Origin of the sequence: Rhodococcus sp. 05-2255-3B1 (assembly GCF_002258545.1) — a bacterium.
In the GTDB taxonomy this organism is placed as follows: domain Bacteria; phylum Actinomycetota; class Actinomycetes; order Mycobacteriales; family Mycobacteriaceae; genus Rhodococcoides.
In genome coordinates, this window is record NZ_NOZC01000003.1 from 300234 (window position 1) to 315333 (window position 15100).

At 66.8% G+C, this 15100-nt stretch carries 7 protein-coding genes and 1 tRNA gene; 4 read left to right on the forward strand and 4 right to left on the reverse strand.

Annotated elements, in window-relative coordinates; translation table 11 throughout:
• Positions 1-38 precede the first annotated feature (38 nt).
• Positions 39-1364 carry a hypothetical protein gene (locus CH249_RS02040; RefSeq protein WP_094682695.1) on the reverse strand — a complete coding sequence of 442 codons (1326 nt, stop codon included), beginning with the start codon at positions 1362-1364 and terminating at the stop codon, positions 39-41.
• A gap of 416 nt (positions 1365-1780) precedes the next feature.
• Between CH249_RS02040 and CH249_RS02045 the strand changes: the two genes are divergently transcribed.
• On the forward strand, positions 1781-2422 hold the full coding sequence (locus CH249_RS02045; RefSeq protein ID WP_371828362.1) for a TetR/AcrR family transcriptional regulator: 642 nt from the start codon (positions 1781-1783) through the stop codon (positions 2420-2422).
• 77 nt (positions 2423-2499) lie between these two features.
• Here the strand turns inward: CH249_RS02045 and CH249_RS02050 are convergent, their stop codons facing one another.
• Complete coding sequence (locus CH249_RS02050; protein ID WP_008715184.1) at positions 2500-2892, reverse strand: holo-ACP synthase; 393 nt, start codon at positions 2890-2892, stop codon at positions 2500-2502.
• Positions 2892-12197 (reverse strand): type I polyketide synthase, encoded by a 9306-nt coding sequence (locus CH249_RS02055; protein WP_094682696.1) that lies wholly within the window; start codon positions 12195-12197, stop codon positions 2892-2894. Before CH249_RS02055 ends, CH249_RS02050 begins: the two co-directional genes overlap by 1 nt.
• A gap of 436 nt (positions 12198-12633) precedes the next feature.
• Here CH249_RS02055 and CH249_RS02060 point away from each other — a divergent pair, with 436 nt between their 5' ends.
• Positions 12634-13365, forward strand: a complete 732-nt coding sequence (locus CH249_RS02060; protein WP_094682697.1) for a hypothetical protein — start codon at positions 12634-12636, stop codon at positions 13363-13365.
• On the opposite strand, the gene CH249_RS02065 is transcribed toward CH249_RS02060, so the two are convergent.
• The gene (locus CH249_RS02065) at positions 13332-14123 is read right to left on the reverse strand and encodes a TetR/AcrR family transcriptional regulator (RefSeq protein WP_094647406.1); all 792 of its coding nucleotides are present in this window, start codon (positions 14121-14123) and stop codon (positions 13332-13334) included. The two genes, CH249_RS02060 and CH249_RS02065, sit on opposite strands and share 34 nt — an antisense overlap.
• 93 nt (positions 14124-14216) lie before the next feature.
• Here CH249_RS02065 and CH249_RS02070 point away from each other — a divergent pair.
• Both CH249_RS02070 and CH249_RS02075 read left to right on the forward strand, forming a co-directional pair.
• Positions 14217-14298: transfer RNA gene (locus CH249_RS02070), tRNA-Leu, on the forward strand.
• A 65-nt stretch (positions 14299-14363) separates the two neighbouring features.
• Positions 14364-15023: a maleylpyruvate isomerase family mycothiol-dependent enzyme gene (locus tag CH249_RS02075; protein WP_094631393.1), complete on the forward strand. Its 660-nt coding sequence runs from the start codon at positions 14364-14366 to the stop codon at positions 15021-15023.
• The last annotated feature ends 77 nt before the right edge of the window (positions 15024-15100 follow it).

The window sequence follows — 15100 nt, forward strand, 5'->3', positions numbered from 1 at the left end:
CCAGTCTGTCATCACTCGTCATACGAAACCGTTCACCGTCAGCCGCCGGAGAGCTCCTGATGAATCCACTCACCGGTTTGCTGCCAGTGCCGATCCCACGCTTCCTGTTCGAGCTGTTCGGGCGACTTACCCGGCTCCGGAATGGGAACGGGAACGGTGAATTGCGGAGGGGCCACCGTGGTCGTTGCCGGCTGCGGAGCCGCCACGGCCTGACGTGGCGGATCCTGTGGCACCCAAGGCTCAGTGGTCGGTGCGGGCTCGACAACCGCCCACGGGTCCACTGTCGGGGGAATCGCCTCGGTCGGGGGAGCAATATCCGGTGCCGGTGGAACGACGGCCGCAACCGGGTCGGACGTGGTGGGGCCCGCCTGCCGAGTCGCCCCCACCAGATCCGTACCGGCGTCGCGTCGATCGACGCTCTGTTCGGCAGTCGTCTCGGATTCATCCGGCAACGTCGCAGCGACCGCGACACCTGCGGAGAGCACCCCGGCCAGCAGCACTGCGGCGAACACGAGCTTGCGCCCGGAGCCTGCCGACCGGACCGGCTCGGCCCCGACGACCGACCGCACGGCAGGCACCGGAAGCGGCGCTACCACCCTGTCGACATCCGCGTCCGCCGCTACCTCTGGATCGGACTCCGCGGCCTCGACGACGGCGATCCGGGCGTCGATCTCGTCCGCTTCCACGACCTCGGTCTCGACGGCCTCGACCTGCTCCGACTCCTCGGTCGCCACCGGCGGTGCGGCCACTGCTGTCGGCTCCTCCTGATGTGCCAGCAGCGCAGCTCCCCGCGCTGCGACCTGGTCCGCATCACCCACGCGCACCACGGGAACGCCGAGTCCGAGGGACAGGATGTCGACCAGGTCTCGACTACTGGACCGGTCGCCGAACAACGCAACGAACTCGGGCTTCTTGCCGGATTGATCGACCACTTCCCACGCCAGGGGGATGGTGCTGCCGATGCGCTCGGGCGACATCGAGTCCAGCGCAGCAGTCTTCGCCGGCGTGATCGAGGCGTCGGCTGCGTCGGCGAGAGAAATGGAGACGCCCGTGTCGCCCATGTAGTACAGAAGGACGGTCTTCGCGTCGGCGAATTCATTCGAGGTTGCCAGCCAGCCGAGGAACGACTCGGTCACCGACGACAGCACTGCGGGTTCGTCGCCGAGGGCATCCGCGAACTCCGCGCGCTCCTCCTCGGTTCGATACACCACTCCCACTGCGTCCACGTCTTCGTCGAGCGTCGCCGCCTCGCTGCGCATCGTCTCGATCGCGGCGGTGAGAACCGAGGCGGCGTCGGGATCGAGCGGGGTCGTCCGGTCGGCGAGAACCTCGCCCGAGGTCGGCTCCAACAGCACTGTCTGCATCGAGCCAGATTCGATCGCTATACCAATAATTGCCATGGCAGTCTCCCTGTGCTCAGGGTGGAGGCACCCGACCATGAACGTCGTTCAGCGGTTCCGAACGACGATCACCCTGCACGGAATTTGATTCTGTTACCTAAACCATACCTGCTGACGGTTACATTGGCCCAGATCGGTCTTGGAGTTTGTCACAGTATGAGGATCCGGCGTTTGTAATCGACCCCAGGATTCTTCGAAACCCTAGGCTGGAACCCGCCTGTTCGAGCCAGATGCGCAGCCTGCGGGCGTGACCTCGCGGACCATTGTGGATATCGAGCACCCGCGCCGGATAGCCTGACCGGGTGGAATCCTCTGCTCGTGCCCAGTCCTCGCGCCGTCTCGACGCCGCGCTCGAGTCGACGGCACAGACTCAGGAGCTCATGCCGCGACGGCGTCCTACCCAGGAACGCAGCCAGCGCAAGTTCGACGCGCTACTGCAAGCCTCACGCGAGTTGCTCAGTGACGTCGGTTTCGAGTCGTTCACCTGCGAGGAAGTCGCGTCGCGCGCCGAACTCCCGATCGGCACGCTGTACCAGTTCTTCGCCAACAAGTACGTCATCGTCTGCGAGCTCAACCGCCAGGACCTCGTCGGGGTGCAACAGGAGCTGGCCGAGTTCGACGGCGAGGTGCCGTCCCTGGACTGGGTGCGCTTCCTCAACAACTTCGTCGACCACATGGCCGGCATGTGGATGACCGATCCGTCGCGCCGCGAAGTGTGGCTCGCGATGCAGTCGACACCGTCGACCCGCGCAACCGGGGTGATCCACGAGCGGGAGTTCGCCGAGCAGGTCTCGCGCATGCTCGGACCGCTCACTCCGCGCACGCCTCGGCATCGCCGCAACCTCATGGCTCAGGTGCTGGTGCACATCGTCTACTCGATGCTCAACTTCTCCGTGCAGGACGGCCAGAGCCACGAGGACGCCGTCGCCGAGCTCAAACGCATCATGATGGCGTACCTGCTCGTCGCCGAGAAGGAGAGCAGGCGCTCCGGCGGCTCGGCGAGCGACACCGAGCAAGCCTGAGCAACCCGAGCCCGCACAGACGAAAGGCCCGCCCGATCACCTGGATCGGACGGGCCTGACTCGTTGTCGGAGCGAACTCACTCCTCCAGAATGGCCACGGCAGCGGCGATGTCACCGTCGTGCGTCAGCGACAGATGAATCTTCACCGTCGGCAGGAACTCCTGCGCCATCCCGTGCAACTTGATGGACGGCCGGCCCCACGCATCGTTGACGACCTCGATCAGCGGATACGGGTTGTCACCGATCTGCGGCGGCCGAGCGAATCGCGATGTCGCCCATGCCTTCAGCACTGCTTCCTTGGCCGCCCACCGTGCTGCGTAGTGGCGGGTCGGATCGGAACTCTTCGTCGCGGCATGACGGCGCTCGCCCGCGGTGAAGCTGTCGCGGATCATCGTCGTGCCGACCTTCTCCATCTGCTCGGCGAAGTCGGACACCGTCACCAGGTCGAAACCCACTCCCAGGATCGCCATCAGATGGCACCCGGCAGACCGGAGGAGTAGACGTCGTCCTCGCCGAGGCGAGCGGACTCGTTGAGCAACACGTTCGCCTCCAGTTCACGTGACGTCTTGGCCGGCGTCCCGTCATGTCCGAGCCGTCGATCGTCGGGCCGCTCGTAGAGGGAGTCTCCCCCCACCATCGCGGAGATCAGCCTGCGCTGACCGGCGATCCGGCGCTCGTTCGCCTTCGCGATGTACTCCGCACGCCGGTCCGCCGGAACGGCCTCGACGAATGCCTGCGGGTGCACCAGGGCGATGAGTCCGGACACGTGGCCGAATCCGAGCGAGGTGAGCAGACCTGCCTTGAGCGGCACCGAGTCACCGAAGCGCAGCGGCTCCCGTGCCCACACCAGATGCTCGAACGCGGTCATCTTGTCGTCGACGCAGTCGAGGCTGCGGTTCGGCGGGATGACACCGTTCGCCAGCACCTGGCACAGGCCGATCAGCTGCCAGGCAGCCGCTCCACCCTTCGAGTGTCCGGTAAGGCTCTTCTGCGAGACGACGAACAGCGGAGCGCCGTCCGAACGGCCGATGGCCTTGGCGAGGCGGGTGTGCAGTTCCGCCTCGTTGGGGTCGTTGGCTGCGGTGGAGGTGTCGTGCTTGGAGATCACGGCCACGTCGTCTGCGCTGACGCCGAGTGCGTTGAGCGAGAGTGCGAGCGCCGAATCCTTCCCGCCGCGACCGGCACTGAGCGCACCGAGTCCCGGAGCCGGGATGGAGGTGTGCACTCCGTCGCCGTACGACTGTGCGTAGGCCACCACTCCGAGGACCGGCAGGCCCATCTCGAGTGCCAGGTCGCCGCGAGCGAGCAGAATCGTTCCGCCGCCGTGGGATTCGACGAAACCACCGCGCCTGCGGTCGTTCGCCCGCGAGAACCGCCGATCGCTGATGCCCTTGGCGGTCATCGCTGCCGAGTCCGCCGTGGCCGACATGTCACCGAAGCCGATGATGCCTTCGTTGCTCAGGTCGTCGAAGCCGCCGGCGACCACGAGCTGCGCCTTGCCCAGCTTGATCTTGTCGACGCCTTCTTCGACGGAGACGGCCGCGGTGGCGCAGGCGGCGACGGGGTGAACCATCGCGCCGTAGCTACCGATGTACGACTGGACCACGTGCGCAGCAACGACATTCGGCAGAGCCTCCTGCAGGATGTCGTTCGCACGAGCATCACCGAGCAGGGTGTCGATGTACAGCGAGCGCATGGACTCCATGCCGCCCATGCCGGTGCCCTGTGTGTTGGCCACCAGCGTGGGGTGCACCCAGCGCATGAGTTCCGACGGGTTGAAGCCCGAGGAGATGAACGCGTCGACCGTGGTGACGATGTTCCACAGTGCGACACGGTCGACCGAGCTGGCCATGTCGGGCGAGATGCCCCACTTGGTCGGGTCGAATCCGGTCGGAATCTGCCCACCGACGGTGCGAGTGAGCTTCATCTTGCGCGGGACGCGAATCTCGGTGCCCGCCTTGCGGGTGACCTGCCAGTCGCTCGAATCCGGGACCGGCGTGATCAGCGTGTGCTCGGGATCCGCTGCTGCGAACGACCGGGCGTCGATCTCGGTTCCGACCACGAACGTCAGGTCGTTGTCGAGGAAGACCGAGGTCATCAGCGGAGCGGTGTTGCCGACCATCGCGCCGTCGTCGCCGTAGGTGCGGATGCCGCACTTCTCGACCACGATGTCGTGGTACTTGTCGGCGATGTCCTCCTCGGGCACCAGGTCACCGGACTCGATGTCATACCAACCCGGCTTTGGATCGTTCTCCCAGGCGATCAGGCCGGTGTTCCACGCTAGTTCGAGAACGCCTGCGGCAGAGAGCTGCTCGTCGACCTCCATCTCGAAGCGGGTACGTGCCGAACCGTACGGTCCGAGCTCGCCCGCACCGACGATGACGACGAGGTCTTTCGGGTCGACATCGAGTGTCGGCCACGCCGGAGCGGTGGTCGTCGTCGACAGCCGCGGCGGTGCGGGCAGTGCCGCGATAACCGAACTGTCCACGACCTCTTCGGTCTTCTCGGCCACGGCCGCAGCTGCGTCTCGAGCGAGTTCGACGAGGTTGAGCTTGGTGCTGGCCAGCCCGCCCGTGAGATCGGCGACGATCGGCTCCTGCGCAGCCTGTCGGCGAGCGGCAGGCGTGCACAGTTCGAGCAGCTCGGTCGCCATCTCGTCGGTCGACCAGGTGCGCACACCCTCGGCCTCGACGGCCTCGACGATGGGATCGTTGCCACCCATCAGGCCGGTGCCGCGCACCCACCCGATGTGTGCGTGGGCGATGGACACCCGCTCGGCCCAGTTCTTCTCCGAGCCCCACTTGGCGACAACTGCATCGAGTGCCGCCTTCGACTCACCGTAGGCACCGTCGCCACCGAACATTCCGCGGTTCGGCGATCCCGGCAGCACCACGTGCAGGTGGGTGTCGATGTCGGTGTCGTGACCGACCTTGGACAGTCCGCCGATCAACCGTTCGACCGACCAGAGCAGCACGCGCATTTCCATCTCGGCGCGAGCTCCGGCGTCGGACATCTCGCCCATGACCCGCGGTGCGGCGAACGGGAACAGCATCGTCGGCGTCGCTGCGGCCTTGACCAAGGTCTTCGCGCCACCAGCAGTGTCGACGAAGTCGCTGCCGATCCACTCGATGAGCGCATCGACGTCGGTGTACGACGCGATGTTGGCCGGAACCACCCACAGCGATGCTCCGCTGCGTGCGTTGTCGCGGTAGAGGCTGCGGTAGAAGCCGAGTCGCTCGTCGTCGAGCCTGGAGGTGGTGACGAAGACCGTCGCTCCCCCGGCCAGCAGCTTGGCTGTCACCGCAGCTGCGATGGACCCCTTGCTGCCGCCGGTGACCACTGCGACCTCGTCGGACCACTGACCCTTGTCCTCGGATGCGACCGCAATATCCGCGATGCGTCCGAAGGTCTCGGCGAGCACCGTCTTGTTCTCGTGGTCGGCCTTGGCCTTCCACCACTGTGCCTGCGACGCAACGGCATTGCCTGCGCCGGCGAAGGACTCGACCGAGATGTCGCCTGCGGTACCGAGCCACAACCGGGCCAGATCCTCACGCGCGGTTGCCCATCGGTCGTCGATCAGGACGGCGCGCTTGGCGTCGAACGCCGGGGCGACGAGGCGAGGCCAGTCGGATCCCAGCTCGGCCGAAACCAGCTCGACCAGAGCGGCATCGGGATCCTCGGCCAGCACTGCGTTGGGAGCATCGGCGAGTCCGAGCTGCTCGAGTACCAGCCGGGCTGCGGAGGCGAGGACGCCGTCGCGGCCGGTGATGTGCTCGGTGAACTCACCGAGAGCAGCAGCGTCGACGGTTCCGCCGGCCCCGCCGCCTGCCTGCGGCATCGAGACTGCGACGCCGCGGCGTGCGGCCACCGCGGCCACGGCCGCGTCGATGACGTTGTCGACTGCGTTGCCGTCGGCGAGAGCGCCGTCGGCCAGGCCGCCGAGTGCGCCACCACGAACCGAGGCACCGTCACGGGTACCGAGAGCGACCTCGGCGGTGACGTGGTGCGCCCAGCCGTCGCCCAGTTCCCAGGTCTTCTTGACGCGATCGGCGATCGAGGCCGGGCGTCGACCCGAGGGGCCGAAGACCTTGCGGAGGTGGTCGTTGATGGAGTCGCTGAGCACCGGACCGAACGGCTTGTAGGTACGAGCCAGCTTGTTCACCGTGCCCGAGAGCGCACCCATGTCGGCATCGGCTGCGCCGTCGATGGCACCGAGCGAGAGCTCGGAACCGAGGTCGACGAGCAGCTGGTTACGACGCGAGGACACGCCGTCGCACAGTGCCTCGATGGTGTCGGCGGGCCCGATTTGATCGAGCTGCAGCTTGGTCCACAGACCGATGAGGATCTTGGTCGCATCGGCCGCGACGAACGCGATGTCGTCCGGACGAGGTCCGCCGGACGGTGCTGCGGCCGGAGCGGGCGCGGGTGCCGCGGCAGGGGCCGAAGCTGCTGCCGGAGCAGCGGCCTCCACCGGTGCCGACTCTTCCTCGTCGGCCGGAGCCGGGTCGGTGTCGGTGCCGTAGATGATCGCAGCCTCGCGCTCGAGGTTCAGTACCTCGACCGGGTGGCCGAAGCGGCCCGGCAGCTTGAGGGTCTGCGACGCGAGGTTCGCCACGGTCGGAGTTGCACCGAGGCCGATCTCGACGAAGCGCTCGACGCCCATGCCACCGTCGGACTCGTCTGCGAACAGCAGGTCCTGGGTCTCGATCCAGCGCACCGGGCTGGCGAACTGCCAAGCAAGCAGCTCGGTCAGAATCACGCGGCACAGGTCGCTCGGCCGAGCAGCCCACGAATCGAACTCCGCGAGAACGGCGTTCAGCGGCTCGGACGGAACCAGATCGGCAATCTCCTGAACGAACTCGCGCTCGAGCGAGAACGGCTTGGGCACCAGGTTCGGGATGTAGCGACCCACCAGGATCGCCGGATCGATCTGCTCGGGGAGCAGAGTCTGGAGGCGATTGCGGAAGTCGTCGACTCCGCCACGCAGCACCGTGGAGTGGAACGGCACGTCGATGCCGGGAACCATGATGTAGGCGGCCTTGCCACCGAACTCGGCACGGCGGATCGCGATCTTCTTCTCCAGCTCGCCGAGGCCGGCAACCGTGCCTGCGATGGCGTACTGCGAGCCGCGCAGGTTGAGGTTGACGATCTCGAGGAATTCACCGGATTCTGCTGCGACACCGGCGACGAAGCCCTGTACGTCCTCGTCGGCCAGGCCGATCTGCGACGGGCGGATCGCTGCCATGCGGTAGTCACTGCGGCCGCTCGCATCACGCGGAACGAGCGCGTGCATGGCCGATCCACGCTGGAAGACGACCTCGAGGACGGCTTCGAGCGGGAGCACACCGGCGACGGCTGCGAGGGCGTTGTACTCACCGACGGAGTGGCCGGCGAGGATCGAGTTCTCCACGAACGCACCGGATTCACGCAGTTCGGCCACCTGTGCGACGCCGAGAACGGCCATCGCGACCTGGGTGAACTGGGTCAGGTGCAGCACACCGTCAGGATGCTTGTGCGTGACGCCCCGCGCCTTGAGCGACGTCGGGTTGTCGCGCACCACAGCGAGAATGGAGAAGCCGAGCGCGCTGCGGGTGTGCTTGTCGGCACGCTCCCACACCTCACGTGCGGCCTTCGAGCGGGACCGTGCGTCCAGGCCCATGCCCGCACGCTGGATGCCCTGGCCCGGGAAGGCGTAGACGGTCTTCGGCGGCGCGGTGCGAGCGGTGGCGACCATGACCAGTTCTCCTGCGACACGGCAGGAGACCTCGATCAGTTCGGCACCCTGGTCGAATCCGGTGCGGTCGACGCGAACGTCGATCTCGGCTCCGGGTCGAACCATGCCGAGGAAGCGTGCGGTCCATGCGGTGAGGCGACGCGGCGGAGTCTTGGTGTCCGCGTAGTCGACTGCGGTGACCGTCTGCTGGGCAGCGGCCGAGAGCCACATGCCGTGCACGATCGGGCTGCCGAGACCGGCGAGCAGAGCCGCGGCGTCGGAGGTGTGAATCGGGTTGTGGTCGCCCGAGACCTGAGCGAACGCGGCCATGTTGCGAGGGGCGACGATGGTGGCCTGACGACGGCGACGACGCGGGGTGTCCTGTGCGTCGGCGCTCACCGAGCCGCCGGCGCGAGCCGGGTCGACGAGCTCGCCCTTGCCGGTGCGTCCGCGAATGGCGAAGCGCTCCACCAGAGTTGCGACGGCGGGAGCGTCGAGCCCCTCACCGAGCATGGCACCGATCTCGACGGTGACCTCGACGACGCGGCCGAGATCGGTGTCGAGCACCTCTCCGGCCGCGGCCTTGACCACGAGAATGGAGGCGTCGGTGGGCAATTCGCCGACCAGGGCGACGCTGTGATCGAGGTGCACCAGGTCGAGCATGCCTTCGATGACGTCGATGCCTTCGGCGTTGCGAGTGGCACCCAGGACGGCGAAGACGGCGGGCCAGCAGGCACCGACGAGGACGTCGGGAACGGCCTTGCCGCTGACGGTCAGCGAGTCCGGCAGTCCGGATCCGGTGACGCCTGCGTGGTCGGCGATCAGATCGGGGATCCACGCGATGTTCAGCCGGGCAACGCCGCTCTTGACAGCCGGAAGTTCCTGGCCTGCAGCAACTCCGAGCAGAGCCGACATGGCCTGCTGGGCGTCCTGTGCGGTGACGACGGGCGCGCCGCCGTCGATCGTCGAGGCCGGAACCGTCAGGCGGATGCGAACTTCCTTGCCCGGAGCGAGCGGAACCAGCAGCTCCACGTGCTCGGAATCGAGCACGGTGAGCGACGAGCCGGTCTGCGGGTGCGCCGCGACGGTCTCGGATTCCACGGTCCAGTCGGCCGGATCACCCAGGCGTGCAACGGGGTTCTGCGTCATGCGAGAGGCCCAGGTGACGTCGGGAGCAGCCAGCACGATACCCAGCAGTCCGGGTGCGATCTCGGCGTGGCGACGGCTGGCGACGGCCGTGGGCTCGATGCCCTCGGCGAGCAGCTGATCTGCGGTGGCCTTCTCGAAGCGATCGAGCAGCTCGCCCACGGGCTCGTCGACGCGAGTGATGCCCGCGACGGCGACGGTACCGGGGATGACGCAGACCTGATCGGCCGAGTAGCGGGCGTCGTGTGCCTGCCACAGCGAGTCACTGCGCCACCAACGACGCACATCGCCGTCGACGACGGGGACGAAGTTGACCGGCTTGCCGGGCATGCGGCACAGCGAGGTGAAGAAGGTGATGTCGGCCGGGTGCAGAACCACGTCGGCGGCGTCGGGGAACTGCGCGAGCAGTGACTTCAGTGCGGCGCGTGGGCGTTCGAGAACCTCGGCGTCGGCGAACAGGGTGGGGATGGGTCCGCGATCGACCGGATGCAGGCGAGCCTCGGCACGCTTCAGCATCTCCAGGAAGCGTGTCCGCCAGGTGATGTCGAGCCACACGGATTCGCGTGCCTCGGTCACGGCATCGGTGAACTCGCCGCCGCAGTCGAATTCGCTGCGCGAGTCGGTTCCGACAGCCAGGTCGAGGTAGCGAACGAGCCACTGCTGGTACGTCATGTCGGCGACGTCACCGAAGAAGGGCTTTGCGGTGCCGTCGAGTGCGGCGATGATCTCGTCACGACGCTCGGCCACGGCGTCGGTGTTGCCGGCGACCTCGTCGAGCAGTCGGCCGCACCGAGATGCCGCATTGTCGATCTCGTGGATGTCGGCACCGAGCTGGCTTCGGCCCGAGGCCATTCCGCCGGTGGCGGTACCGGCACCGACCCAGTCGGGGGTTCCGGGGGTGTCGACCAGAAGCTGCTTGACCTCGGGAGCCGTCGTGGCCTCCAGGGTCGCCATCGCTGCGGTGCCGACGAGGATTCCGTCGAGCGGCATCTTCGGGTAGCCGTGCACGGCCGACCAGGTACCGGTGAGGTATTCCGCTGCCCGCTCGGGGGTGCCGATGCCGCCGCCGACGCAGACGACGAGGTTGGGCCGTGAGCGCAGCTCGGCGTAGGTGGTCAGCAGCAGGTCGTCGAGGTCCTCCCACGAGTGGTGTCCGCCTGCGCGGCCGCCCTCGATGTGAACGTTGACCTGGTAGGACGGAACCTCGTTGGCGATACGGATGACGGCGCGAATCTGCGCGACGGTGCCGGGCTTGAACGAGACATAGCTGATTCCGGCCTCGGACAGCTCTTCGATGAGAGCCACGGCCTCGTCGAGCTCAGGGATGCCTGCGGTGACGACGACGCCGTCGATGGCCGCACCCGCTGCGCGAGCGCGCTGCACGATGCGGCGTCCGCCGAGCTGCAGCTTCCACAAGTACGGGTCGAGGAAGAGAGAGTTGAACTGGATGGCGCGGCCGGGCTCGAGGAGGGTGGAGAGCTCGGCGACACGATCGGTGAAGATGTCCTCGGTGACCTGGCCGCCACCGGCCAGCTCGGCCCAGTGGCCTGCATTGGCAGCTGCGGCAACGATCTTCGCGTCGACCGTCGTCGGCGTCATGCCTGCGAGCAGGATCGGCGAACGTCCGGTCATCTTGGTGAACGAGGTCTCGACCACGACTCGGCCGTCGGGCAGCGTGACCGGCGTGGGGGCGTAGGCAGACCATGCGGGCTGGACCTCGGGAGCAGCTCCCGGGGTGAGCAGGTTGCGGTGGCCTCCGCGTGAGGACGCGGCGATGATGCCGACGCCCTGTCCGCGCAGCGCCGGAGTGGTCATGCGGGTGAGCAGGTCGCCCGGACCGAGATCGAGAATCCAGTCGGCACCGGCGTCGACGACACCGTCGATGGCGTCGACCCAATCGACGGAGTCCACGAGGATCTTCTGCGCAAGGTCGCGTGCGAGCTCGACATCGAGTCCACAACGCTGTGCCCAGGCGCTGACGAGTTCGACAGCGTCTGCCAGGGCGGGATGATGGAAGCCGATCTCGACGGGAAGCTGCTCGAAGACCGGGGCGAACACGGCACCGCCACGCTTCTTGGCGTCGCGGTCGCGCTCTTCCTCGGCAGCGATCTGCTCGCACTTCTCCTGCACGCGGGCCAGCTGGGCGGGAGGTCCCGAGAGTACGACGCGACGGCGGCCGTTGCGGATGGCGAGGGCTGCGGATCGCTCCGGCGCTCCGGCGATCGCGAGTTCGGCGATGATCGACTGCAGTCGTGCGGGTTCGACGTTGGCAACCGAGACCATCGGCGCGCGGTCTCCGGCACCGATGATGCCGCGGCGGCGGCCGACGAGACCTGCAGCGGCACCCACGAGCTGGGCGATCGCGAGGAAGCTCGCGTCCTTCGCGCCGTCCGCTGCGACGGATTCGGCGGCGATGAGACCCTGCGAGTGTCCGACGACCTTGACCGGCGGGCTCTGGGCGGGATCGAGTCCCTGCAACTTCAGTGCGCGCAGTGCCGCGACCTGAGTGAGGAACACTCCGGGCAGCGAGACGGCAGCGGAGGTCAGTGCAGCCTCGGAGGGTCCGTACGAGCCGGCGGTGTCGTCGTCGGCGAGGTCCTGTTCGAGCATCCAGCCGATCGGGTCGAAGCCGACCGAGCGTACGACCAGCAGCTCGTCGGCAACGGGTGCGAGAGTGACTGCAGCCTCGTTGACGAGATCGGTCAGTTCGGGTTCGAGCGCGGAGTCGCGAGCCAGTTCTTCGAGGGAGCTGAGCCACGGTGCACCCTGGCCACCGAAGGCCAGTGCGTACGGCTCGCCCGCGGCGAAACGATCTGCCAGAGTCCGAGAGCCGCCATTGCTTCTAGGGGATTTGTCTGCGTTGCCGGTGCTTCGCGAACCTCGTCCGTGTGATGGTGTGCTCTCGTTGATCGTCAAGGCTGAAGATTCCTCTCGTGGACGCCTCGGGGGTCGGGGCGTTCGCTGTGATGACTGCCCTGGCGCGTCGTGGGCAACAGGGTCGAAGCGGTGAGCCGGTCCTCGTCGACAGGTCTTCTCCGCGCTGCTCAAGGTTGACACAAAATCATGAGGAAATCCTCAGGTTTGCTCGGACGTCCGAGTGCTACCAGCGAGTACGTCGCTCGAACCGGCTTTACTTTTTGTTTACCCGACCCATCGGTAACCCGCATCCACGCTGGCGAGAGCATCGGGCGCGACGTCAGAACATGAGGAAAGCCTCGCATTTTTCGTTATCTTTTCGTGATGTGATCTCGAGCACAGACGAGCGCCACGCGACCTTGTCGGTGCGGTCCTCTACCTTGTGCGAACGAGCCGCTCATCGCCGAGAGCGGTCGACGAACTCCGGGGGGAATTCATGTATTCATCGGTAACGGACATCTGCACCGTGGACGAACTCGACGCGATGATTCTGCACATCGAATCGCATGTGCCGCAATCGCGTTCGCCGCATTGGACACCGGGATGGCGCGGCGAGAGCGAGGCGGCGTTGCTGGATGCGATCTTCTCCGCACGGGCTCCGTACGGGAGCCCGACCAGCGGGGTCCGCGCGGTGGTCCAACGATGGAGATCGCATCGCGGCGATAACCGACTCGACGACTTGACAACCCTCGCCGAACTGACCACTACTCCGGATCTACCCGTGGAGATTCTGTCCAACCGTCAACTGGTTCCGGGAAACAGTCGAACCAAGGCAGCTGCTGCAGCCGTAGCGGCACAGACGATGATCTCGGTGGGGTTGAGCTGTTCGACCGACTTCGAGCAGCACACGAAAGAACAATTCGAGGCGTTCCGCGCGATCCCCGGTCTCGGCGAGACCACCTGGGAGTGCATGCTCGTCAATCTCGGCGTGCGTACCGACAAGGCGACCGCCCATTCGAACTCGTTCGTCGCCGACGCTCTCGAACCCCTCCACCGGAACCTCGCCGCCGGAATCGCCGAGGACCGCTCCCCCGTGATCCTCACAGCGGCAGCGAACGCACTCGGCATCGATCTCGCCTCGCTCGAGCATGCCGTGTGGCGATACCAGCACAAATCACGCAAGCCGAAGCAGCGTCACTCCGAAGCGGAACTGCGATCGGCATCCTGACCGCGAGACACCAGTGCCTCCACGCCGTCGAGAATGCACTCCAACCCGAACCGGTAGGCGTGCACGGGGTCGCTGGCGGCGTCGTACGACGTCGCCGCGGCCGTCCCGACCCGAGACGACACCGGAAATCGTTCGCGCTCCATGACCCGTTCGAGGATCGGCGCGGTAGCCGCCCACCACTGGGCGTCGGACATGCCCGACTGTTCCTTGACACGCGCCACGCCGGCGAGGGCTCGCGCGGTTCCGGAGACGTGAGTGAGTACCAGCGTGAGAACGGAGTCGATCTCGACGTCGCTCAGGCCGATGCCGACCAGGGGACGCAACTCGGCCTCGTATTTGTCGTTGGTGTGCGGACCGAGCACGGGGCGTGCACCCTCCGCTTCGAGGAGCCACGAATGCCGTTGGTACAGAGTCCAATTGCGCTCGGCGACGAAGTGCATCGCGGGACGCCATCCGCCAGCTACGGAGGACGGCTCGTCGACGCGAGAGTAGAGACCTGCAAGCGCTCGATCGATCATCAGGTCGGCCAGGTCCTCCCGACCCGGCACATGCGTGTAGAGCGACATCGCGCCGACCCCGAGATGCTCGGCCACGTTCCGCATCGATACCGACTCGAGGCCGTTCGCATCGGCCAGTTCGATGGCGGCGTCGACGATCGCATCCACGCTCAGTCCGGTGCGACTCGGCTTGGCGTCGACTCGCCACAGCAGCCCGAGGGTCCGGGCCGGGTCGAAGGGGACGTCCTTTTTCGATGCCACTCGCCGAGTGTAGCGGGCGCCGTACGGTGTACACCTGCAACGTTCGCCCGCACCGGCGACGGTGACCGCCCAGGTTGTAGACTTCATCGGCACGCGCGAGTGGCGGAATTGGCAGACGCGCTGGATTTAGGTTCCAGTGTCTTCGGACGTGGGGGTTCAAGTCCCCCCTCGCGCACGACGGTCGTTCGACCCGGATTTTCTCGAGACTTCTGCAGGTTCCGACGTGTGAAGGCGGCTCGAATGTCCAGCAACCCCGACGACGACGCGATCTTCGCCGAGATTTCCGACGAACGACGTTCTCTCGCAACGACTCTCGAGACGCTCACTCCCGAACAATGGGACACACCCTCGCTGTGCGAGGCCTGGACGGTCCGCGACGTCGCCGCCCATCTGGTGGTGCCGCTGATCGTCCCGCTCTGGCAGTTCGGACTGGTCATGGTGCGTACGCGCGGCAACTTCGACCGCGCCAATCAACTGATGACCACGCGCGTTCGTCGCGAGCATGAGGACGACTTGCCCGCCTTGCTCACCGCTCACGCAGACAAGAAATTCACCCCGCCCGGCCACGGTCCGCTCGCCCCCTTGTCCGACGTCATCGTGCACGGACTCGACGTGTGCAGGCCGCTGGGCATCGAACACCACGTCCCCGAGCAACGCATGATCACCATGCTCGACTCCCTGGTACCCGCAACCGGCGCGGCACCGTTCAAGGGCCCCGAACTTCGGCTGCAATGGCGCGCGACCGATCTCGACTGGAGCCGTGGCGAGGGCCCGGTCATCGAAGGAACGGCCGGCACCCTGGCACTTGTTCTGACCGGACGGAGCAGCGCTCTCGCCGACGTGGCCGGGCCCGGGGCCGAGCAACTCGCCCAGGCACGGGCCAACCGTCGTCGGGCATGAGTCGCACCCGAGCCGTCCATGGTGAGAATCACCGCCGGGCCGCAGCACGCGACTACCTCCAGTAGTAGTACCTCCGG